Here is a 24,753-nt window from a genome sequence, read left to right on the forward strand (position 1 = left end):
TGAGTTTATATCTAAGCGACGGCGCGGCGAGCATGCAAGATACCATGCTGCTGCTCTAGTTTCGCTAAAAGCTTAGATAGGTGTGCCAATCCTGAAACCTCAATATGAAATTTTAAAAAGGCAATGTTATCATCATTACTAAGCGTCTCAACTTGACGAATATTGACATTTTCTTTATCAATAATTTGCGTCAAGTCACGCAACAGTCCGCGTCTATCATAGGCTTCTACGTGAATATCAACGGGTTGATAACGACCAGCTTGTACCCGCCACGAAGCCTCTATTTCGCGCTCAGGATCGCGTTCAATTAAGCGTGAGTATTCAGGGCAACCACGATTATGGACACTGACACCTCGTGATAGGGTGATGTAACCAGCAATCGGCTCGCCATGCACAGGGTGGCAACAGCCTGCTAGATTGATTTCTATATTATCCAGCCCATCGATACGAATTTTATAAGCATCGATTTTTCCTGCCTCTCTAGCATCTATACTTGGCGCAAAATTTTCTGGCGGTCTTTCAGGTTCTAGGTGTAGCTGACGAGAGATGTGGCTGGTGAGTTGGTTGAGACCAATGTCGCCTGTGACCAATCCAACGATAATATCATCAGTCGTATTGACATGGAAATGCTGAATATAGTCGTTTAAATCGATGCTATTGGGATGTACCGATAATCGTTCAAGCTCTTTACTGAGCATTTGACGACCAATTTCAATGTTCTTATCACGGTCTTGCTTATTGAACCATTGACGCAATTTTGAACGTGCACGGTTGGTATGAATGTATCCAAGTGAAGCAACTAGCCAATCACGGTTGGGCTCACGTGATGCTTTGGTGATGATTTCAACTTGTTCACCCGTTTTGAGTTGATAGGTTAATGGTACATAGCGCTGATTGACTCGCGCAGCTTGGGCACGATTACCGACTTGTGTATGTACATAATAAGCAAAATCAAGAACGGTCGCCCCTTTTGGTAGTTCAGTAATGTCACCATCACGGCTAAAGATATAGATGCGTTCGAGCTCGTCAAAGTCAACGAGTTGCTCTTCTTCGTCAAACTCCATGCCCTCTATTTCTTCACCTGTTAGTAAAGATGAGCGCGGTTGGTTACGGGTTTCATTATTGATCGATAACAGCTGACGCAGCGAGCTGATTCTTTGATTAAGATAATTGTCTTTTTTATTCTTTAGACCTTCTTTATAGTTAACATGAGCACACATACCAAGCTCAGCTTCGAAGTGCATTTCATGAGTACGAATTTGTACTTCCAGTGATTTGTTTTCAGCAATGACTGCCGTATGTAGTGAGCGATAACCATTGGACTTGGGGTTGGTAATATAGTCATCGAATTGTTCAGGGATATATCGCCACAAGCCATGTACCAATCCAAGCACGTGGTAACAGTCTGATGGGTTGGTGACCAATACCCGCAGCGCGCGAATGTCATAAAGCTGATCAAACGATAAGCCTTTGAGCTTCATTTTTCGGTAGATAGAGTAGATATGCTTGACACGTCCAGAGACTTCACCTTCGATATTAGCCTCTGCTAGTGCTTCATTAAGCTTATCTTGTACACGCTGAATATAGGACTCGCGTTCGCTGCGTTTTTCGGAGAGCAGTTTGGCAATCTCTTTATAGCGTTCAGGCGCAAGGTAGCGAAAGGCTAAGTCTTCCAGCTCCCATTTAAGTTGCGCGATGCCCAAGCGATGCGCCAGTGGTGCATAAATGGTCATGACTTCACGCGCCACACGATTCTGACGCTCTTCATTAGAAAAGGTCAATTCGCGCATGGCGAAAGTACGCTCAGCCAATTTGATAAGGACGACGCGTACATCATTGGTGACGGAAATTAGCATGCTATAAATATTAGATAGCTGGTCGCGCTGATTGTTTACGAAGTGATCTTCTAGACGCTTATTGCTTTCAATAATCTCAGACAGCTTACCCATTGCCAAGGTATCTTTGACTAGGGTCGATATGTCTGCACCGAATTTTTTCTCGATATCAGCGAGGCTTATGATTGATTTTCGCGCACTACGATAGAGCATTGCAGCCACAAGAGCGTCTTCATCTTGGTAGAGATAGGTCAATATGTCTGTCATGCCAATACCCGTGACATAAGCGCCTGAACGCTCAGACTCGCTGGTATTCATATGACTGCGAATAAATTCACAAGCAGCATTCAAGTGAGGTACAGACTCTTGTCCGATACGTTTGGCGACGTTGTCTAACCAAGTGGGAACATCAATATTGACTTGATCTAAATCAATCGCTTCGAGCTCTTTATCTGAGAGAGCATTATTTTTATCTAAAAGCGGGTTATCAGAATATTCGTTTTCAAGCTTTGGATCATGACTATGAAAGGCATGTAGTGCTGAGCGATCAAAAGTGGTGTGTAGCTTATGAGTGGACAGCTGGTATTTGATATCGAGGGGGATTTGGGCATAGCTATTGGCAGACTGGTGCGAGCGTTGGCTCGCGACCAGTTGAGCGGCAAGTGCTGCACTATCGGCTTGGGTGGTCTGTCCATCCACCAGCGGTAATCCTTCACGAATTTTTACCATAGCCGACTCCTCTTAGCTATTTTGAATTGATTATAACCTCATCTACTATGCACACACGTTGAACTTACGATTCATAAAGTGTCAGCTATAAACCAATATAACTGCTAAAAAATCTGTTTTTTAGCAGTCATAAAATGCGCGTAAAATATATAAAGCTATGAGTGCAAACGTTCACAAGGATTGAAAAAACCAGCCTAGGAATATTGTTTACTATTATCTCACTTTAAAGAGACAAATCAAGCGAGGCTATGTAATGTCTGCGGTTAATCAGGATAAATAACCATCATTTTTTTGCCACCGCTTGACTCAAATTTTGAATCAATGTCAGTGACATGCAGTATGACTATTGAATGCTCTGAACCGCTCACTTAACCGTAAATTGAATTATACCGCTACTTTTTCAAAACGAGCGATGGACTCAACATGGCCGGTATGACAGAACATGTCCATTACGCCAGCATGAGTTAGACGATAGCCTTGCTCTAGTAATGCTTTTGTATCACGGGCGAGGGTTGCAGGGTTGCAAGAGACATAAACGATTCTCTCAGCGTTAAATTTCGGCAAGTACTGCATAATTTCCCAAGCACCAGACCGCGGCGGATCGATTAATAGCGCATCAAAGCCCTGATTCGCCCAAGGTTTATCAGTACAGTCTTGCGTCAAATCTTGGCTATAAAACTCTGTATTATTGATGCCATTACGACGTGCGTTATCGGCTGCACGTGTGGTCATCGCTTCACTGCCTTCAACACCAACCACAGAACCTGTCTCACCAACGAGGCGCGCGAGTGGCAAGCTAAAGTTGCCTAGACCACTGAATAAATCAAGTACGCGTTCACCTGCTTTTAAGTCTAACAAATCGCAAGCAAGCTTGGTCATTTGACGATTAACGGACAGGTTCACTTGGGTAAAATCTGTCGGGATAAACTCGAAAGTCAAATCGTATTCTGGCAATTGGTAATATAAACGACCAAATTGCTGGCTCATGTCATCATCTGCAGTCAATGCAATACGCTGGATACTGTCCGCACCTTTAGACTGCAAATATAGCTGCCAGTTGCGTGCGGCAAAAAATACTTTTAGCTTTTCTATATCCGCGTCTGATAATGGCTCCAAGTTGCGTACGATAAGGGCAACGGGCTGATTGCCATCTGGCAGCTCAGGCATCTCCTCACCCATGGCCAACTCAAGCTGAGCAATCTTGTTACGGCTCTCTAGCGTACTAATCAGTGTTTTTAAGTTTTCAATCTCAAAACCAATTCTTGGATCTAAAATATGACACTCATTTAATTCTGCCAAAAAGTTACTTGAGCGCTCACGAAAGCCGACAAGCGCGGTTTCTTTTTTGGTGACATAACGCACACCCAATCGTGCTTTGGTACGATAACCAAGACGATCACCAACTATTGGAGCAAGCCAGTTATCAGGCGTGACATTGGCTTGGTGTATCAGCATTTCAGCCAATACAGATTGCTTAAAGTTGATTTGACCGTCTGGCTGCCAGTGTTGCAAATTACAGCCGCCGCAGACGCCAAAATGTGGGCAGGGCGGTACGGCACGTTCAGAATTTGGGTTGGCAGTAATACTGACAGCCTCGCCTTCTTCAAAGCTGGCACGGCTATTGGTTATTTTGACCAAGGCACTTTCACCCGGCAATGCAAAGCTTACAAAGATTTTTTTGCCATGTTTGTCTTCGACATGACCATCGTCTATACCAAAACCATTACCATAAACGGCAACGCCGCGACCATCATGCGACAAACCATCAATGGTGAAGGGCAGAGGTTCTGCATCCTTTAGGCGGCGGCGTGTCTTTGATGAGGGTTTAGATTTTTTCTTATTAGGCGGAATAGTAATCGTTTGGGTCTCGCTCGTTGCTGGCGTAACATCAGAGGTTGTAGACGTTTTTGAATCGGTGGGTTGCATAAACCTGCCTTAATAATAAATGATAAATAACTAAAAAAATGAGGATAAACGCGATGTCTTATAACGCGCCTTCATATAACTTCATTTGTTATGATGTGGGCGCAGATGACCAATCAGCGATGAAGTCTTGATGGCGGGCATGACCATCCGCTTGGGTATATTTTACTAAATAGTCATAGCTCTGCTGCTGCCAAGCGTCAAAATCTTGTGAGGATAGTTGCCCAGTTAAACGCAACCAGCGCAAATAGATTAGCCATGTATTCATGACGTCAGACTCGCAATAAATAGACAGCGTTTGCCAGTCATTAGTGCTGACAAGCTCACCAACCATACTACCGTCGACAGCTGTTTTACCCGGTAGACCATATAAGCTTGCGACAATATCCATGGCTTCGCGGCGGCTGGCACCGTACTGGCTAAATCTGTCCATCAAATCAAGGTGACGGGTGTGGAAGCGATTGACATAATTATCAAAGCGCATGTTTTTGATGCGCTCGCCTTCTTCAAATAACCATGGCGCTGATAAATCGTATTGCATAGCCCGATATATCAGTACAGGAATATCAAAACCTGAGCCATTCCAACTAATAAGCTGTGGCAGTTTTTCAAGGTCACTAAATGCCCGAAAAAATTTGGCAAGAATATCTTTTTCACTAAATTTATCAGCGGTCAATGAGAACAACGACAACTTGCCATCTTTGATATATAACGCTGAGATACAGACGATACGCTGCAGTGGCAAGCGCATAAAATCATGCCCAGCTTCTTGTATTCGAAGCGCTGTGAGTGCGCTCAATGCATCTGCATCATTCAACTCTGCCAATTGCGGATAGATACGGCGCGCCGCATCGGTATCAGCGACAGTTTCGATATCAAAGACCAGTATAGGGTCGGATGGTAGAGCTTGTGACATAAGAAATCCTGATTGAATCAACTAAACTGAGCAGGGTTGTCTGTGCGTTAGGTAATTTATGTGCGGTTATCGATCGACATTGCTGGCGTCAATATTGTCGTCGTTAATATTGTATAAACCCGTCGACAAATAACGATCGCCGCGATCACAGACAATAAAGGCGATGACGGCATCAGGGTTTTCTTTAGCGACTTGTACGGCAGCCCATGCTGCAGCACCTGATGAAACGCCCGCGAAAACACCTTCAGTTTTCGCCAGTTTGCGCATATAAATTTCTGCGATACGCTGATCCACATCCATGATTTCATCAACCAAATCTGCGTTAAAGATACCCGGCATGTAAGCTGCAGGCCAGCGGCGAATACCAGCAATCGAAGCTTCTTCATCAGGCTGTAGTCCGATGATTTTGATATCTGGATTTTGTTCTTTGAGGTATTGCGATACACCGGTAATAGTACCAGTGGTGCCCATTGAGCTAATAAAATGAGTGATTTTACCTTCGGTTTGCGCCCATAGTTCAGGCCCTGTGGTCAGGTAATGGGCTTGACTGTTATCAGGGTTATTAAACTGATCCAATACGATGCCTTTGCCATCTGCTTGCATTTGCAGCGCTAAATCGCGTGCGGCTTCCATGCCTTCATCCACCTCGATTAACGTCGCACCATACGCAATCATAGCATCTTTGCGCTCTTGAGTTGAATTGGTTGGCATCAGTAGCGTTATCGGATAGCCACGCATCGCCGCGACCATGGCTAAAGCGATACCCGTATTGCCACTCGTGGCTTCAATCAGCATGTCGCCCGCTTTGATATCACCGCGCTGTTCTGCCTGATAAATCATATTAAAAGCAGGACGATCTTTAACAGACCCCGCTGGATTGTTACCTTCAAGCTTGGCCAGTAACGCAGCACCATTGGTCAGCTGCTCTTGCTCAGGTAAGCGCTGCAATTTAACCAATGGCGTCTGACCGACGCAATCAGCAAGTTTGGTAACTTGAGTAATGAAATTAGAGTTGGAGATAGCCGTTGCGGACATAAAGTATCCTTGCGAATTTTTAAAATTGATTTTTAATTACCGTTTATTTTTTAATTGTCATTTTGATTTTTGAATAAATATCTTGATACGGCTGCTATTGAGTGAAGTGAGTAATTTGATCGTTAATGATATTTCTACCGCTTTAACCAAATAGCAATAAATGAAAAGTTGCGTCATTATATCATTTTGTTTTTGGCTACGCTGAAGGCATCAAGAGATTTTGGTAAATGAGTGGTGTTTAAAAAGGGCTGGACAGTTAAAATGCCTTTGCATCATAGCCACTCACCATGATCGATGAAATGCGTTATAGTTATGGCAATATATAGGTACGGCAAGAACAAGAATCACTAAATTTATCATGGGTATGCAGTTATCATTTTTGAAATGACGATAGCTTTGAAATGAGGAGAGCTTTGAAATGAGCACAGCCCCTAAAAAAATTATGATTGGCTAACACCGCTTACCGCCGCTATTGATTCATAGTGCAATTTTCTGTAGAGAGTAAAGCTAGCATGGCATACAAAAAACGTTTTGATACTAGCAGTGCGTATGGCCAGTTGATTATATTGGTGTTCCTACCCATTTGTATCTTGGCAGCGGTGGGCGGTATTTTGGTCTTTTATGAGACCATGCGTGCCAGCAATTCCGAACAAGAAGTATTGGCGGAGGCGGTGCTGATTCGTTATACCCCAGCGATTGCAGAGCTAATCCCTGAGCTGTTAGCGCAAGAGCGCCAGCAAGCAGACGGCGAACCCAATTCGGATGGCGAAGTTAGAGCAAATGATGCCACTCAAACGACCATCACGAAGCTTGAGGAAATACAAGATAAGCTGGGTCGTATGCAGTCCGAGCAACATGTACAGCGTATTGCGATCATCAATGAAAGCAATCAAGTGCTCGCTGCAGTCGGTTATGGACTGAACGAAGCATGGCCTGCAATAGACACAAAAAAGAATTTTTTATCGCAGCAACCAACGCCTATTGGAACCGCTTATGGCAGTGTGTTAGGGGAGTTTGAAGGACAAAAACTGTGGCTACTCGTCGATATGGACAATGAACCACTCTATATCGCCCGCTACCGTATCGCCATGGCGTTAGTGATTACCGGCTTGTTCACCATTTTGATTTTATTGCTGAGTTTAAATATTTATTCAAAGCGCTGGATAGCACCGATCTATGAGCTACGTTTGCAGTTGCAGCGTACCCATGTCGACAATCTGTATCAGCCTATTCCCGTTGAGTCAGATGGTGAGCTGAACTTATTGCAGCAAGACTTGGTCAAAACGCTACGCCGCCTGCATAGAAGCTTTCAGGAGTTAAAAGACCATGCCGAGCAAACCGAGGATGATTTGCGCCTTGCGTTTGATGAGATGGAAATGCAAAACATCTCTATTCGTAATGCACGTGATGCGGCAATTTCAACCAGCCAAGCAAAATCGGCATTTTTGGCCAATATCAGCCACGAGCTGCGCACGCCATTAAACAGTATCGATGGCTTTATCAATTTGCTGGCAAGGCATGGCGAACTAAATCCTGAACAAGATTTGTACGTGCAAACCATACGTAAGTCATCAGCACACTTGCTTGCCTTGGTTAACGATGTTTTGGACTTCTCTAAAATTGAAGCGGGCAAGTTAGTACTTGACCGTCATGAGTTTGACCTTTATGACACCATTTATGACGTGGTCGATATGCTTTCGCCGGTATCCGCAGAAAAAGGTCTGCGCATGGCGGTGCTGTTTTATAATGATGTACCGATGCGCATCAATGGCGACGCCCTGCGCCTCAAGCAAGTATTGACCAATATCGTCGGCAATGCGATTAAATTTACCGACAGTGGTGATGTGGTGGTGCGCGTCAGCTTAGATGATCATCGTGATAATTATCTCATGATCAGTGTGCAAGACAGCGGTAAGGGCATCTCTTTAGCCGATCAAAAGATGCTGTTCCAAAGCTTTAGCCAAGGTGACCCTTCAATCACTCGTCAGTATGGCGGCACAGGGTTGGGGCTCGTTATCTCCAAGCAATTAACGCGGCTGATGGGCGGTGATATTGGCTTTCATGATAACGCTCAAGAGAATATTGCCAATCAGGGCGCAACGTTTTGGTTTCGGATGCCAGCACATGTCGATGTATTGGAAGCTGCTACAGGACAGACGATTGAGCTACCAGTCTTGGCTCCATTGGCGAGTGAGACCGATGAGTTTAATGTATTGGTATGGATCAATCATACCGCCTCTATCCAAGTGCTCAAAGCCAGCTTGCAATATTTGCCGATTAAATTGACCCAAGCCAACTCATTACCAGGCGTGCTTGAGTCATTAAAAGAGCATGGTAATTATTGGGATTGGGTCATCGTCGATGATGATACCCAAGACGATATGATGGCATTACTCAAACAAATTCGTCTGCATTATCAAGGCAAGCTTGCGGTATTTGGTTATCAAGTTGCCGCCGACCAAGCATTATTAAATCGTTATCATGCCAATATCTTGTATGAGCCTTTAGACAAAAGACAGCTCTATGCCATGCTCGACACCCAAAATCGCAGTACCAAAAAAAGCGTGCAAGAACCGCGCTGGACAGGAGTGACGGTACTGGCAGTCGACGATCATCTGCCCAATTTGTTGGTGCTTGATGCATTGCTCAGTGAGCTTGGCATCCAAGTCATCACAGCGAGTAGTGGTTTTGACGCCATAGAAATTATCAGCAAACAACAAACCAAAAATATCAAAACCACGAAAAATGATAAGCAAAGTCTGTCGAATAAAACGCAAATCTCTAAAGCTGAAACGCGCGATGAGGTGAACAAGAAATCAAATAATACGCTTTATGAAGAGATGAATACCGACGATAAATTTGCTACTCAGGATAAAGGTCATATTGATCTAATATTCATGGATATTCAAATGCCGCGTATGTCAGGACATGAAGCCGCAAGACAAATTCGCAATATTGAAAATGATGATAGCCGCATTCCAATCATTGCGTTGACTGCACATGGTTTGGCTGATGAGCGAGACAAACTGATCGCTAGTGGCATTAATGACTATGTGGGTAAACCCATTAGCCAGCCTCAGTTGTTACAAGTGCTGCAAAAATGGCTTGGACGCACAACGACAATGCCGCAGTTAACAGCGTTGCCTGATAGCAATCTGCACAGTACGGATGTGCACAATACTGATGTGCAGGTGATCGATTTATCAAAAGAGAACTCACACTCTACCGACTCACAAAATAGGGAGGCTGAAACGTATTCAACGTGGCCATCAGACTCTACAACCATTGCCTATCCTATGGTGAAAGGTGATGAAAATAACCGTCATAGCGGTTCTAATACAATCAATCAAAAAATAACGCGTCCTTTATCATTGAAGAAAATTCGTGATAATTACTTGCGAGACAGCCAACCACGCGAGGATTATAGACGCGAAACACCGCGTGACACCCAGCCACGCTATGAGAACTTGCGCTTACATAAACAAGGACAGTCGCCACTATTGAAGCCATCGAAAATACCGATAAATAGTGCTCATGATGGAGTGGCAACGCCTACAGATTCCCATACATATGCGCAAGGAACAAAGAGTTGGGACAGCAGTCACCACCATTTAAGCCATCACTCTTTGGGGGCTAACGAAAGTGATGGGTTTGCTATTTTAGATTGGCAAGACGCGTTGACCCGCTCAGCGAATAAGCCCGACTTGGCAGCCAAGCTTATCATTATGATGCTTGATACGATCAATGATGAAAAGCAAGCGCTAACGCAAGCGTGGGACGCCCGTGATCGCAGTATGCTAGCGCAAATTTCTCATCGCATCTTAGGCGGCAGTCGTTATACTGGTGTGCCGCAATTACGTCAGGCCAGTCAAGACTTAGAAGATAAATGCTTGTTGAATGTCCAACACATCACCCCTGCGCAGTTTGCCATGCTTGAGCCATATTATGCCGCATTAATAACAGCGTTAAATAACTTGCAGGCGCTGGATTTATCAGCCTATCCTCAGCTCAATTATCATCGTTTGAGTGAAAATGATATGACGTGGAAAATGATTTAGAAATGATGGTTTTATGATAGTAACGATGAATCGAATCGTTGCAGTCAGTTATTGATGAGGTAGCGTCGTAACAAGGCTGTTAATATTGTTGCCATCAGCTTTAGACATATCGGCATCATATTGAGATGCCATTTCTATTTTATTCATGAATAAGGATTGTTATGAACGCGATTGCCACTTACCAATATGAAACCTTACAAGTTAGTATGACTGACAATATACTCACGGTAACCTTGAATCGCCCACACAAAAAAAATGCCATGAGCTTTAAAGTGGTGAAAGAATTGATTGCCGTCGCAGAACGCATTGGTAAAGACAAAACGATACGTGCGGTGATTCTCAATGGTGCTGAAGGCACGTTTTGTGCGGGCATCGACTTGGGTGATTTGAATCATCCAAAAAATCAAGCGTTCGCCGTTTGGGAGCTGGTAAAGCCATGGCAGAGCTCATTCCAGCGTGTTTGTCTGGTATGGCGCGATGTGCCTGTACCGGTCATTGCTGTACTAGAAGGCTATTGTATCGGTGCAGGGCTTCAGTTAGCGCTGGCTTGCGATGTGCGCATCAGTCATCCAGATTGCAAACTGTCTATTATGGAAGCTAAGTGGGGGCTGGTACCAGACATGGGTTTGACGCAATCGGCGTTTGGCGTGGTACGTGAAGATGTGCTAAAAGAGCTTGCCATGAGTGCGCGTATCGTAACTGCCAGTGAGGGCAAAGCATTGGGTCTTGTCAGCCATTGCAATGAAGCGCCACTTGAGCAGGCGCAAAAGCTCGCTGCCGAATTTGCAGAGCGCTCTCCTGATGCGGTGTTGGCGAGTAAGCGTGTGGTCAATGCTATGTTCCAGCAGCCAGCCACTACTTTATATAAAGAAAAAGTATGGCAGCTTAAAATGATGCTCGGTCGTAATCGCAAGCTTGCGTTAAGAAAAGCCAAGCAAGCCAGTACGGCATTTGGCAAGCGCCAGTTCCGCTAAATATTTTTTACTAACTATACCGCTACGCTAACGCTTAGACCTATTTTGACAAATTATTGTGATTGTTTTTAGTTGTTATTGTTTGTTTTATTCACGTCATACCTCTATTGAAATGTGAGCGGATAGTACGATATATCACTATCCACTTGCGCCGCTGTATGCAAATGTGCACTAATGGTGGCAATGACCCTTGTTTTCAGTATTGAGTAAAGACTAAATATTAAAGACAATGGAAGCCTGAATAATATAATAACAATTACCAGAGTGTATTGAACCTTTATAACGATTCAATACACTCTATATAAAATGGTCTGAATATGTCTGCTCCAAAATCCTCTCTACCCAATCGACCCATTGCTTCTGAGCGCGTACGCTCTGCTGATTTGCCTGTTGCATGGATTATGATGCTTGGACTTATCGTGGCAGTGGGGCCATTGTCTATTGATATGTATCTGCCTGCATTACCATCAATGGCAGATGACTTTGGTGTATCCACAGCCTTTATGGCCAACTCTGTTCCTGCCTATTTTTTAGGCTTGGTATTTGGCCAGTTATTTTATGGACCATTTAGCGATCGTGTCGGTCGTGTTAAGCCTTTATATATCGGTATGACGCTATATGTCATCGCCTCCATTGTTTGTGCGACTACTAATAACGAGTATGTATTGTTTGTTGGACGGACGATGCAAGCGCTTGGTGCGTGTGTTGGCGCGGTGGTCACTCGTGCTGCGATTCGCGATCGATTGACTGCTAAGCAAACCGCAAAAGCCTTTTCTATTATGATTTTGGTGATGGGTTTAGCGCCGATATTAGCCCCATCGCTTGGTGCGCTATTTCTACAGTTTTTTAGCTGGCACTCTATTTTTTGGTTTTTGGCTGCTTTTGGCACGTTGAATTTATTACTCACAAAGTTTTTCTTCTTTGAAACGTTAACGGAAGAAAATCGTAATGTACGTCCCGCAAGAGAAGTACTGAGTCAATACTGGGACTTATTAAAAGACCCGACGTTCAATTATCCAGCGATTGGTGGCGGCCTGCTGATGGGGGCGATGTTTGTTTATATCAGTTCAGCCTCTGAGCTGATTATGGATACCTATGGGGTATCCGCAACCCACTTCGCTTGGCTATTTGGGATGAATGCTGCTGGTTTTGTGGGTTTGACTCAGCTGAATCAGTGGCTTACCAATCGCTTTCGTATTTTGAGCATTTTGCGCTTTGGTGCGATGATGCAGGTTATTTCTGCAGGCGTGCTATTTGTAATAGGTCTATTTTTGGGTACTGATGCTTGGCTTCCACTGGTGCTGGCTTGTATTTTCTTCTGTATCGCAGGCTTAGGTCTTACTCAGCCAAATGCTTCTGCTATTGCGCTGGCCTTTCAAAAACGCCGAGCGGGCATGGCAAGTGCGCTACAAGGATCGCTCATGTTTTCAGTCGGTATCTTTGGTGGATTATTATTAAACCTATTTCCAGTTAATCCTGTGCTCAAAATTGGTATTGCGATGTTCGCTTTGATGAGTCTTGGCTGTTTTTTAATTTGGCAGATAGATCGTAATTTAAATCTGGACGATGCGGAGTAAGCCAGAGACTTTATAATTCTTGCACTAGCATCTTAAAAGGCATTCTTACATTGATTATGTAAGGATGCTTTTTTTGTGCTTTTTATTTTATTTTTTGCCTAAAAATGCTCATAAAACAAGACCATATTACAAGTCTTCAGTCATAAAGGTAGACTTATGTACGCCATTAATATCCTTTATTTGCCATATATAACAAATTGTACGTAATAACTAAACATAATTATTGCAATCATAAAGTTAGGCAAGTATTATCAAACGTAACTTTCTGTAAGTAAGTATGTGAAGATATTACCTAACCTTGCTAGATTGTCATTAATTAATATGTACAACCACGTGAAGCTTTAAGGGTAAATTATGATGCAGTTATATCGAGTGTTACCAATTGTATTGAGTGTTGGCCTGTTTGGCTGCGGTAACTCTTCCACTCAAGAAAATGCCAATTCGACTGGTACGCCAGTAACAGAAAATAAAGATAATTTTGTCAGTAATTTGCCTGATACGGCACCAACATTAAAGGTCGCTATGACAGGTGATTTACCACCTTTCTCGTTTCAAGATGACTATGGCAATATGCAGGGCACGGACGTTGATTCCATTAGAGCTATCGGCGAGGAGCAAGGCTTTAAAGTCGAGTTTTATAAAGAAACTTGGCAAGATATGTTCGATAGTGTGGAGTCAGGAAAACGTGATTTAGCTATTTCTGGTATCTCTTATAAAGATGATCGTGCGGTAAGATATGGTCTATCAACGCCTTACTTTTTTAACCCAGCTACCATCATGTACTTGGAAGGTAAGTTTGATATCAAAGGCTTAAACGATATAAAGGGTCTAAAAACTGGTACGTTGGCAGGTTCTAAAGAAGAAGATACTCTAAAACAGATGGGTAGCTCGGTTGAGTTGGTTTCAAGATCTACTGCATTTTTGGCTTATCAGGACTTAGTACAAGGTAAGACTGATGTTTTCTTATACGACATGCCAGTGCTGCAGTACATCATAAAAGGTTATCCAGAACATAAAGTGAAGATTGTACCTTATGAAGCGGCAGACGCACCTTCAGCGCAACAAGTCGTATTAATGGCAAAAGAAAATACTCAGTTGATTAATACGGTTAATGAGGGTATTGCTAAACTGAAAGCAAAAGGGACATTTAAGGAAATTGAAGCGCGCTGGTTAGGTGAGGCTGTACCTGCATCTGCTGATAAGAGCAATTCTGATACTAATACTACGCAATTGAACTAAGGAATTCTGAAGATGGCAACCACTCCCAATGTTGACAATAAGCGCTATCAAGGTCTGATCATTTCAATTGCACTATTTTTATCGCTCATCGGTGCTTTGTTAGCCTTTACGTTCTATACCTCAAACTTATTAGAAAGAAATACCGCTTTAATTGACCAAACCAACCAAGTCGCTAATAGCGCGCAGGCGGTAATTAAAGATTTATTTGACTTAGATAATAGCTATGGCGAAGATACGAACTCTCCGCATATTCAGCGCGTTTTGGAGCGTTTGGAGGAAAATACGGCGTTGATTACCAGCTCTATTGCTGCTATTGAGCAAGGTGCAACGATCACTGACGTTGATGGTAAGACTTATGATCTGCCAAAGATTGACAGTAACGCACAAGTAAACATTACCGCGGCTAATGAGCAGTGGAAAGCGTTAGAGCCTAAGATTCAAGCATATCTCAAAGATGCTGATAATATTATGGTTTCCTCTGAAGATGATCTGACCCAAGCCGTTGAACAAGCCAAGACGTCAAGTCTATTGATTAACGATTCGTTAGACAATTTGACCAAAGATGTTTTCAATAGTGCCGAACGCCAAGCGACGACCATTCGTCTGATTCAGGTACTTGGTGTTGCCGCCATCTTTACCTACTTTCTAATCTTTGTATTCTTCTTTGTGCGTCGTTTACGTGAAACCGATGCTGAAGCGTTCGCTGCTCGTCGCGAGACGCAAGAGATTATGGAAACGGTAAATACGGGTCTATTCTTACTTGATAAAGACTTGAATATTGGTCAGCAGCATTCTCGCGCACTGAATGATATTATCGGTGAAGACAGATTGTCAGGAGAGAACTTTACCAACGTTTTACGTGGGCGTATTTCTGATAAAGATCTGAAAACCACACAGCAATTTATTGAGCAGCTTTACAATCCACGCGTCAAAGAAAAATTGGTAGATTCTCTCAATCCACTGCATAAAGTCATGCTACACAACAATGCTGGTGATAAAGCACAGAATAATCGCTTCTTAGACTTCAAGTTCTCACGTGTTTATGACAACAAAGACATTGCCCGTATTTTGGTCAACGTCAACGATGTATCAGATGCCGTATATTTAGAGCAGCGTCTAGAAAAAGAGCGTTCGCAAAACGACATGCAGATTGAGATGCTCACCACTATCTTGAATGTAAATCCTAAAATTATTAATGAGTTTATTGATAATACGCAGATGCACATTGAGAAAATGAACAATATCTTGAAAAATCCTGGTAGCTCACAATACGAGCTTGAGGGCAAACTAAAAGCCATTTACCGCGAAATGCATAGCTTAAAAGGTGAAGCTTCTGCGCTAAAACTGCATAGCTTTACCAAGATTGCCTCAGATGCGGAAGACAAACTGCACGCATTGCAAAACCAAGGTCAATTATCTGGTAACGATTTCTTGCCATTGGCCGTACATTTGGATGACTTATTAAGCCTATCAAATACCATCGCGACCTTGGGCGAGCGCATTAACCGTTCAGCACCAGCGACTGCACCAACTGCAAATGGGTTAGATGACAATATTGCTCAAAACAGTATGTCAAAAACGGTGGCGACTGACAGTCAGACATCAAATCCTTCAATCAGTAGCATGGATACTGATATTGGTCAGGATATTGACCTAGATAATGACGCAACTGATGATCATCTGTCTTTTTATAAAGCATTTGCAAAAGATATTGCCGCAAGACAAGGTAAGCAAGTAGAGCTAAAGAGTAATACGCTGATGCAAGCGGACATACCAGCGCATCTGGTAAAGCCGATTAAAGAGATTAGCATTCAGCTACTACGTAATGCCGTGGTGCATGGCATTGAAGCGCCAAGTGTTCGTCATTCGATTGGTAAGACTGCGGTTGGGACGATTGATTTAGAACTAAAAGACAACGGCTCAGATTTCATGCTGATGGTGCAAGATGATGGTCAAGGTATTGATTATGATAGCATTCGTGCCAAGTTAAGCAGTGATGGTCGTTTTAGTACAGAAGAAGCCAGTCAGCTCAGTCAAAGCGAGCTGCTCAAACAACTGTTTTCTTCTGGTTTCTCTACCAAAGAACACGCAGATGAAGATGGCGGACGAGGTGTCGGTCTTGATATCATTAAAGCAAAAGTAAAAGATTATGATGGCAAGCTTAACGTAAACAGCGAATTCGGTCAGATGACACGGTTTGTTATTACTTTACCAAAAGCTTAATTAGAAACAGCAGGTATATTGTCAAGGATGACAAGCACTTCATTAAAGGTAATAGATCAGTTATGCATAAGTTAATGATTGTTGATGATTCAAATATTATTAGAAATCGTATTCAGCGCGCGTACGATTCAGGGCAGTTTATGCTGGTTGCGACGGCAACCAGTGGTGTCCAAGCCATTGAAAAGTTCAATGTCCATCGTCCTGATGTAATCACCATGGACTTGACCATGCCACAAATGGATGGACTTGAGTGCATTGAGAAAATCATTGCGATTGACCCTGAAGTACGCATTTTAGTGGTGTCAGCACTGTCTGATAAAGCCACTGGCATTGAAGCATTGTCGTTGGGTGCCAGCGGATTTTTGTGCAAGCCTTTTTCAGAAGAAGAGCTTGTAGAGTCTTTGTATGAGCTAATGCAAGACTAAACCATTCAACGACTTAAGTAGATGTCATTATGAAAGAACAAAAGCTACAGATTTTTTTAAGTATTATTAGTAATTATTTTAATCAGTTTGGGGGCGAGGAGCTTGTCGCTGACACCCCATATCTGTTAGAGAACAAACAGCCAAAAGTCCATGATTATACGGGTGTGATCGGTATATCGGGTGGACAAAAAGGCGTGGTGTATTTTTCGGCAACCCGTCAGTTATTGTCCGCTATACTGGATAGCATGGGTGAAACGGATAAAAGCGATGAGAATTATATCGATTTGGCTGGTGAAGTGGCCAATACAATCGCTGGTAACGCGCGTAAAGAGTTTGGCTCAGAGTTCCATATTTCTGTGCCGTTTGTATTTAAAGGCTCTCCACAAAGTATTGTGTTGCCGAATGATGAGCGTTCTTTTATCATTCCTATCACTTGGAACTCGCAGATAGGCGAGATTGTGGTCTGTTTGCAGGATTAACGTTGCTGCCACCGCGTCATAAAGATGGATATTAATATATTATGGTTAAAGTAGAAAAATTGGGTGTGTTTCTGAGCTCAATCAATGCATTTTTTGCACAAATTGATGGCTCAGAAGTGTCCATTGATACCCCTTATTTAAATCATAACAAGAGTGCTGTTGGTTATGATTATAGCGGCGTTATCGAGATATCAGGGCCTCTTGAAGGCTGTGTGTATGTGAGTGCGCCAAGCGTGATGTTACGAGAGGTCATAAAAGTGATGGGCGAGCCTGACTCATCGATCACGATGATGAAAGATCTGCTCGGTGAGATGGCCAACACTATCTCTGGAAATGCTCGTACTGAGTTTGGCTCAGAGTTTATTATCTCGCCGCCGCATATTGTTGAGAGCGCACCAAGCGTGTCTTATTTGCCAAAAGATCGCCAAAGTTACGTCACGCCATTTACGTGGCGTGGATATAAAGCGGTCATTGGTATCTGTATCGCTTAATCTACAGCTGCTAATTTATTCAGTATAAAGAACGACGTTAATGCGTCGTTTTTTTATGCGTTATCATCCACTTAAACAGCATAATAGCGCTAGCAGTCGCTAAGCATTATATGATAAAATATAGCCCAGCTATTTTTATCACATCGTATTTTTACGTTCAAATGATAGCTCAATTTTTTAAACCAACCCATCAACCAATGACACACACATCATGGCAAAAAATTGCTGGGTGTTTGGCGACTTGATTAATTTGCAAAAAGTTAGTGCTGCCACAATAAGCATTAACCGTTAGCAGATGCGTGTCGCTAGATAGGCAGTTTTTGTGATGTGGAGGCATAACCCAACCAATAGGAATTTCACATGTCTACAAAGAATCCAACCAAAATCGAAATGCGCGACTTACTACAAGCCGGCGCTCACTTTGGTCACCAAACACGTTTTTGGAATCCAAAAATGGGACCATACATCTTTGGTGCCCGTAACAAGATTCACATCATCAACCTTGAGCACACAGTAAAAGCGTTTAACGAAGCATTGACTTACGTTAACGGCTTAGCTGCTAAGAAAAACAAAGTATTGTTCGTAGGTACTAAACGCGCAGCAAGCGGTATCATCGCTGAGCAAGCAGCACGCGCTGGCATGCCATACGTTGACCATCGCTGGTTAGGTGGTATGTTGACTAACTGGAAAACACTTCGCCAGTCAATCAACCGTCTAAAAGAGCTAGAAAAACAAGCAGAAGACGGTACTTTCGCCAAGCTTACTAAGCGTGAAGCGTTAGAGCGTACTCGTGATATGGAAAAACTTGAGCGTTCACTAGGCGGTATTAAAGATATGGGCGGCCTACCTGACGCAATCTTCGTTGTAGACGTAGATCATGAAGCGATTGCTATCAAAGAAGCTAAAAATCTAGGTATCCCAGTTATCGGTATCGTTGATACTAACTCTAGCCCAGATAACGTTGATTACATCATCCCAGCAAACGATGATGCTATCCGTGCTGTGACATTGTATGTGACTTCTATGGCTGATGCGATTATCGCTGGTAAAGAATACGCACAGACTCAAGCGGGCGGCAAAGCTGAGCAAGAAGCACCTGCTACTGAAGAAGCACCAGTTGAAGCCAAAGCAGAAGAAGCGGCGACTCCAGCAGAATAATTGGCTGACCCAAAAGGTTTAACTTTGTAAGGATAGCTTGATAGTCACACTATCTGCATCCATATAACGTTATTAACAGCGTATAAGCTCACACGTATAAGCTTACAATAGGCATGATGTAGTTTTACTCGTCATGCCTTATTGTTGATGGAACACTCGTCAATAAGCGAGTATTATCGCTTATATATGCCCTCGTGATGCACAATATCTGTCATTACAATGATGTCTGTTATCACGATCAACCATGAGTGCTTCCATTACTATAAGAGCGATATAGTACCAATAGATAGCAAAGATATATCTCATAGAAATTAAGCACTCCCATACATAATAAAAGGTAACTCTTATGTCAGAAGTAAAAGTATCTGCCAAAATGGTAAAAGAATTGCGTGACCGTACTGGTCTTGGCATGATGGAATGTAAAAAAGCGTTAGAAGAATCAAACGGCGATGTAGAAACTGCCATTGATAACCTACGTAAATCTGGTCAAGCCAAAGCAGCTAAAAAAGCTGGTAACATTGCAGCTGATGGCGCTATCATCATCGCTCAAGGCGACAACAAAGCATTCTTGTTAGAAGTAAACTGCCAAACTGACTTCGTTGCAAAAGACGAAAACTTTACGGCATTTGCAGAAGCAGTAGCGAACATTGCATTAGAAAACAATGTGACTGACGTAGCTGCTATTGCTGAATTGCCATATGGCAATGGTCAGACTGTTGAAGAAGCTCGTGTATCTTTGGTACAAAAAATCGGCGAAAACATCCAAGTACGCCGCGTTGAAGTATTAGAAGGTAGCAACCTTGCTTCATACCGTCATGGTCTACGTATCGGTGTTGTGGTATCTTTTGAAGGCGGCAATGCAGAGACTGGCAAAAACCTTGCCATGCATATCGCTGCGTTTAATCCAGTTGCGGTTGATGACGAAAGTGTCGATGCTGATTTATTAGCACGCGAAAAAGACATCATCGAAGCAAAAGCTCGTGAGTCTGGCAAGCCTGATAACATCGTTGAAAAAATGATCGAAGGTGGCCTACGTAAGTACCTAGAAGAAGTGACTTTACTACGTCAGCCATATGTTATGGACAACGAGAAGAAAGTTGGTGATGTACTAAAAGCTGAAGGCGTAAAAGTACTTGCTTTCAAACGTCTAGAAGTTGGTGAAGGCATTGAGAAAAAGCAAGAAGATTTCGCTGCTGAAGTTGCTGCAACACAAGCACTGGCTAACAAGTAATTTTTAAATTTTGCTAAGAAGAATGGTGAGTGCTAAACTTTTTGGTTTGGTACTCACCGATCAGCTTTATTGTTAATCTTGTATCGAACTCAAAAAATATGACAAGATAGATTATGAATGAATAGATAAAGCCTCTTAGCACAAAAAAAGCCCGTTAATTATATTAACGGGCTTTTTTACGTTTGGATTCAACGGTTCATACAGTCTTCATTCTAGCGTAATGCGTCATATGCTGAGTTGGCATAGCTGGCACTATTGCTATTACTGCTGGTGCCATAGCTGACGTTTTGTAAGCCGCTACTGAGACTAGGATTGGCGATTTGATTGCTAGCGTTCATGGTACTGCCTGATAGCCCTGAGTCGTTTTTGTACAAGCTATGGTAACGGCTCATGACATTTTTGACATAGTTACGGGTTTCTTTAAAAGGCGGGATGCCGTTATATTTATCAACGTTACCTTCACCCGCATTATAGCCCGCAACCGCAAATTCTACGTTGTTATTAAAACGCTTCATCAGCCATGCAATATATTTAGCAGAGCCTTCGATATTATCTGCAGGGTTCCAAGGATTGCTGACTTTAAAGCGTCGCGCAGTCGCTGGCATTAGCTGCATGAGACCTTGTGCGCCAACAGGTGAGCGTGCATTCGGGTTAAATGCGGATTCGCTATGCATCATTGCTTTTATAAGCCCAGGATCTACGCCATGACGCTGAGCTGAGGCGCGAATATAACTGTCGTATGAGTTGCGGCTTCCGCTACTGCTGGCAGAGCTACTACCGTAATTACTGCTGCTATTGTCACTACTACCGTCATACATTTTAGAATCTTTGTAGTAAGTGACTTTTACCTTTTTGGTGAATTTGTCAAAATTACCACTTGGATTGACGTTAGTGAGTAAGACTTGTCCGCCTTTGTCTTTGTAAATATACATATTACCTGCTTGAGCAGCAACAGATAGAGATAGGCTGGATAAGGCGACAGCGGTCAATAAAACAGGAGACAAGCAGCGAGTCACTAAGGTTGTAACATTTATCATAGGGTTATCACTTTTCATCGAGTAATAGCAAATTGCTTTGCCTATAGGCGCGTCGTTCTGCGCATTTAAGCGGTTATCGTGCTGGTAGGATTTTATCGCTGTAAACGATATAGCACCCTAGCAAAAACCACGTCTAACTAGAAACCACTCGCATCGGATACAAAAAATAATAGTTGCTTACTATAACATATAATAACTTTTCGACGCATACGATTATCAGTACAAAGTATAAAAGTCATTTTTAATTTGTAAAAAAATCAACACACTACCGTTTTTGAGTACGTTGATTGAGTATCGGCTTTATTGTTTTTAGGCGTATGTGGTACGTGAATATTCTTGCTGTGGCAATGAACGAATCGTGAGAAATAAAAGCTGTTTGGAGCACTGGAAAGTGATTTGAACAGGGTTATATAGAAAGTGCGCTGATAAAAATAGGCACCCAAATGGCGGTGACCAGCCCGTTTACTGCCAGTCCAAATGCCGCATAACGCCCAGCAGTGTGGCTAATTTGCCATGCTTCGACGGTACCAAAAGCATGTGCTGCCAATCCAAGTGCTAAGCCCTTGGCACGGTCATCATCTATACCGCGAAATAAAAAGCGCGCCAAAGTACCACCGATAAGCCCTGAGACAATAATAATTAAGTTCGCCATGGCTAGTGGTGCTTTAATTAGATCTGCGACACTCAGACCGATGGGTGTGGTTACTGAACGCGTTGCGAAAGCGAGTATGGTGTCGTGACTTAATGAAAATAAATAAGCCAATGACATCGGTAGCAATGCACCAACCACGCTTGCAAGGATAACTATGAGAGTAAGCTTTTTGACTGGCAGACCTTTAAAGTTCATTGCTGCTAATGGTACTGCCAACAGTACGGTGACATATCCCAATAAGTGATCAAATACAGGCTTGGCAACATCGTAATAATCGTTGTAATCCCATTGTAGGATAAACAAAAATAAGAGAACAAGCGCCAACGCCGTAATCACCATCGGCAGCCATGAGAGCTTACGTGCCAATACACGAGCAGTCACATGGGCGATTAGCGTTAATAATATCGCCGCAAAGGTTGCCACAAACACGTTATCAAAAGTCATTGCATTTCCTTGTTCATGCAGCTCATAGCTGTCCTTTGTGCTCTTCAACGGTGGTGCTATCGATGCTAACATCGTGATTGAGCGAACGGTTGGCAAGTATGGCAAGTCCCCAAAGCGGTATGAGTGTGCTAATAATCATCGTCAGCATAACGCCCCAAAGCTCATCACCTAAAGCGAATAGCAGTAAACCTGCACCTGCAGACACGGGCAAAAAAGCAAAACCGCTATCCACCAATAAAGTATTACTGGCTTGGGTGAGCCAACTGGGCAACCCTTTAAGTAATCGCCATGTCATCAAAATAAAAAACATGGCGACCAATCCAACGATGTTGGCAGCCTTTTCTATTCCTGCTAATTGACAGATGATAACGGCTGATTCACGAACCACGATGACCATCGTGAGTGTCAGGATTAATGCAAGCCATAGCGGCAAATGGGCGGAGTGAGTAGATTTCATAAGAAATACTGGCCGATTTAGAAAGAGATAGGATAGTAGCAACAAAATAGGTAACCACATTCTAATGAGTGTGTTCTATCTATCAATGATATGAATATTGGTTGAACCTATAGCCGATGATTATATAGAGAGTAGGCAAACTAATAAAGCTTATAGCATATCGTCAGTGCGATTATAAATAGCAACAGCGTTAAGCTCGCTTAATATAATGAATGTATCATTTGCGCCAGGCTACCTTGTGCTCACTTTAAACGACGTCAACTATGGTAGCGCGTTTTCGTGATCGGGTAACCTATAAAATTTAATGCTATGTGCCAAAAAAAAGGATGATATCAATGAATATCATCCTTTTGTCTTTTATAAAGCTATTTTACAGATTCAGTCATTTATATTTTTGAGTCAGGAGTTTCCGCTTCTACTGCTAATTCCTCTGACTTAGCGGCTTCAGAATTCAGCGCATCAAACTCATCAAACGCTTTTTCTTCTGCTTCGGTCATCGTCGGCTCTTCAACCTCGTCAGGCTTTTCGAAGTCTTCAAGTACTGGCATCAATAATGTGGCTTGTGCTAATGGCAGTACATCTAAAGGCTCTAAATTGGCCTGACCCAATAGTTGTCTTAGCGTATCGCTTGGCAAGCGAATCGTTAAACACTCATGCCCGCTGTCATCGTAGCTCTCTTCCTGAATAACACCCAGCTCATATAAGGCGTTTTTTAACTGACCTGCATGATAAGGTAAGGTCAACTCAAAGGTGGTGAGTGTACCAGTCAGTAACTGCTGGACGGCTAACGACAACGCTTCCATACCTAGATTTTCTCTAGAAGAAACATAGACACGATTGGGTTGTCCTTCGCTAGCATAACCAATATGTGCAGGTTCATCTGTCAAATCAATCTTGTTGTACACATTGAGCACTGGTACATCATTATCAATCTCCGCTAATACGTCTTTGACCGCTTGAATTTGCTCATGCATATCTTCACTAGAAGAATCGATGACGTGTAGCAATAAATCTGCTTCCAAGGTTTCTTCTAATGTTGCATGAAAGGATTCGACCAACTCATGCGGGAGATGACGGACAAAACCTACCGTATCGACCAAAACAACACGACCAACACCCTGCCAGTCTAAACGGCGTAAAGTAGGATCTAGTGTGGCAAATAATTTATCCGCTGCATAGATATTTTCGTCGACCAAGCGGTTAAATAGCGTAGATTTTCCCGCATTGGTATAACCGACAAGCGAAATCGTCGGCACATCTGATTTTTGGCGGCGGGCTCGACCTTGCGCACGTGTCTGTCTGACTTTCTCGATTCTGCTTTTAAGCTGATTCACGCGCACTTGTAGCAAGCGACGATCAGTCTCTAACTGGGTTTCACCAGGTCCACGTAGACCAATACCGCCTTTTTGACGCTCCAAATGCGTCCAACCTCGTACCAAACGCGTCGATAAATGGTTGAGCTGCGCCAGCTCTACTTGTAGCTTGCCTTCATAAGTACGGGCACGCTGCGCGAAAATGTCCAATATCAAACCCGTACGATCCAGTACGCGACATTTAACCAAGGCTTCAATATTACGCTCTTGTGATGGCGATAAGCTATGGTTAAATAAGACGATATCCGCATCATGTTCGCGTACCAATTCTGCTATTTCTTCTGCTTTACCGCTACCAACGAAGTATCTGGCATCGGGTCTTTGGCGTGAGCCTGTAACTAAAGCCAAACGATCAGCCCCTGCTGAGTCTGCTAACAGCTCAAATTCACCTAGATCATCAGGATCTTGAATTTGACGGATGTCTAAATGTACTATAATGGCGCGCTCGCCACCTTCGTGTCTTTCAAAATAATCCAAAGAGTATCACCTATTTAATA

At 43.0% G+C, this 24,753-nt stretch carries 18 protein-coding genes; 10 read left to right on the forward strand and 8 right to left on the reverse strand.

The annotated features are described in order from the left end of the window. Positions 1-11 precede the first annotated feature (11 nt). From ACP69U_RS03145 to cysM, 4 genes are all read right to left on the reverse strand, one after another. A complete protein-coding gene (locus ACP69U_RS03145; RefSeq protein WP_238048867.1) occupies positions 12-2,564 on the reverse strand; it encodes a RelA/SpoT family protein in 2,553 nt (850 codons plus the stop codon). A gap of 384 nt (positions 2,565-2,948) precedes the next feature. Next, positions 2,949-4,490, reverse strand: coding sequence for a 23S rRNA (uracil(1939)-C(5))-methyltransferase RlmD (rlmD, locus tag ACP69U_RS03150; protein WP_426137793.1), 1,542 nt, complete (start codon positions 4,488-4,490; stop codon positions 2,949-2,951). Positions 4,491-4,578: 88 nt separating this feature from the next. After that, the gene (locus tag ACP69U_RS03155) at positions 4,579-5,403 is read right to left on the reverse strand and encodes a 3'-5' exonuclease (RefSeq protein WP_426137794.1); all 825 of its coding nucleotides are present in this window, start codon (positions 5,401-5,403) and stop codon (positions 4,579-4,581) included. Positions 5,404-5,469: 66 nt separating this feature from the next. Further along, complete coding sequence (gene cysM, locus ACP69U_RS03160) at positions 5,470-6,438, reverse strand: cysteine synthase CysM (protein ID WP_250163691.1); 969 nt, start codon at positions 6,436-6,438, stop codon at positions 5,470-5,472. A gap of 512 nt (positions 6,439-6,950) precedes the next feature. On the opposite strand from cysM, the gene ACP69U_RS03165 reads away from it, so the two are divergent. The 10 genes from ACP69U_RS03165 to tsf all read left to right on the forward strand — a co-directional run bounded on the left by ACP69U_RS03165 (position 6,951) and on the right by tsf (position 20,293). Continuing rightward, complete coding sequence (locus ACP69U_RS03165) at positions 6,951-10,496, forward strand: ATP-binding protein (RefSeq protein WP_426137795.1); 3,546 nt, start codon at positions 6,951-6,953, stop codon at positions 10,494-10,496. 161 nt (positions 10,497-10,657) lie between these two features. Beyond that, complete coding sequence (locus ACP69U_RS03170) at positions 10,658-11,470, forward strand: crotonase/enoyl-CoA hydratase family protein (protein ID WP_045453705.1); 813 nt, start codon at positions 10,658-10,660, stop codon at positions 11,468-11,470. A gap of 317 nt (positions 11,471-11,787) precedes the next feature. After that, positions 11,788-13,047 (forward strand): multidrug effflux MFS transporter, encoded by a 1,260-nt coding sequence (locus ACP69U_RS03175; protein ID WP_055125721.1) that lies wholly within the window; start codon positions 11,788-11,790, stop codon positions 13,045-13,047. A 354-nt stretch (positions 13,048-13,401) separates the two neighbouring features. Further along, positions 13,402-14,286: a transporter substrate-binding domain-containing protein gene (locus ACP69U_RS03180; RefSeq protein WP_198329661.1), complete on the forward strand. Its 885-nt coding sequence runs from the start codon at positions 13,402-13,404 to the stop codon at positions 14,284-14,286. A 12-nt stretch (positions 14,287-14,298) separates the two neighbouring features. Further along, the gene (locus ACP69U_RS03185) at positions 14,299-16,509 is read left to right on the forward strand and encodes an ATP-binding protein (protein ID WP_426137796.1); all 2,211 of its coding nucleotides are present in this window, start codon (positions 14,299-14,301) and stop codon (positions 16,507-16,509) included. A gap of 62 nt (positions 16,510-16,571) precedes the next feature. Continuing rightward, positions 16,572-16,934: a response regulator gene (locus tag ACP69U_RS03190; RefSeq protein ID WP_045443633.1), complete on the forward strand. Its 363-nt coding sequence runs from the start codon at positions 16,572-16,574 to the stop codon at positions 16,932-16,934. Between the two features lie 29 nt (positions 16,935-16,963). Next, the gene (locus ACP69U_RS03195; protein ID WP_045443636.1) at positions 16,964-17,413 is read left to right on the forward strand and encodes a chemotaxis protein CheX; all 450 of its coding nucleotides are present in this window, start codon (positions 16,964-16,966) and stop codon (positions 17,411-17,413) included. A 41-nt stretch (positions 17,414-17,454) separates the two neighbouring features. Then, on the forward strand, positions 17,455-17,904 hold the full coding sequence (locus tag ACP69U_RS03200; RefSeq protein WP_045443639.1) for a chemotaxis protein CheX: 450 nt from the start codon (positions 17,455-17,457) through the stop codon (positions 17,902-17,904). 360 nt (positions 17,905-18,264) lie between these two features. Further along, entirely contained in the window at positions 18,265-19,062 is a 798-nt protein-coding gene (rpsB, locus tag ACP69U_RS03205; RefSeq protein WP_045443642.1) for a 30S ribosomal protein S2, read from the forward strand. 346 nt (positions 19,063-19,408) lie between these two features. Further along, the gene (gene tsf, locus ACP69U_RS03210; RefSeq protein WP_198329663.1) at positions 19,409-20,293 is read left to right on the forward strand and encodes a translation elongation factor Ts; all 885 of its coding nucleotides are present in this window, start codon (positions 19,409-19,411) and stop codon (positions 20,291-20,293) included. A 212-nt stretch (positions 20,294-20,505) separates the two neighbouring features. On the opposite strand, the gene ACP69U_RS03215 is transcribed toward tsf, so the two are convergent. The 4 genes from ACP69U_RS03215 to hflX form a co-directional block, all read right to left on the reverse strand. Next, positions 20,506-21,330 carry a lytic transglycosylase domain-containing protein gene (locus tag ACP69U_RS03215; protein WP_045443853.1) on the reverse strand — a complete coding sequence of 275 codons (825 nt, stop codon included), beginning with the start codon at positions 21,328-21,330 and terminating at the stop codon, positions 20,506-20,508. Positions 21,331-21,736: 406 nt separating this feature from the next. Continuing rightward, the gene (locus ACP69U_RS03220; RefSeq protein ID WP_426137797.1) at positions 21,737-22,426 is read right to left on the reverse strand and encodes an LrgB family protein; all 690 of its coding nucleotides are present in this window, start codon (positions 22,424-22,426) and stop codon (positions 21,737-21,739) included. Positions 22,427-22,448: 22 nt separating this feature from the next. Then, positions 22,449-22,883: a CidA/LrgA family protein gene (locus ACP69U_RS03225; protein ID WP_372861203.1), complete on the reverse strand. Its 435-nt coding sequence runs from the start codon at positions 22,881-22,883 to the stop codon at positions 22,449-22,451. 386 nt (positions 22,884-23,269) lie between these two features. After that, a complete protein-coding gene (gene hflX / locus ACP69U_RS03230) occupies positions 23,270-24,733 on the reverse strand; it encodes a ribosome rescue GTPase HflX (RefSeq protein ID WP_060490439.1) in 1,464 nt (487 codons plus the stop codon). Between the last annotated feature and the right edge of the window lie 20 nt (positions 24,734-24,753).

Origin of the sequence: Psychrobacter sp. TWR1-1-1 (assembly GCF_049895865.1) — a bacterium.
GTDB lineage: Bacteria > Pseudomonadota > Gammaproteobacteria > Pseudomonadales > Moraxellaceae > Psychrobacter > Psychrobacter immobilis_A.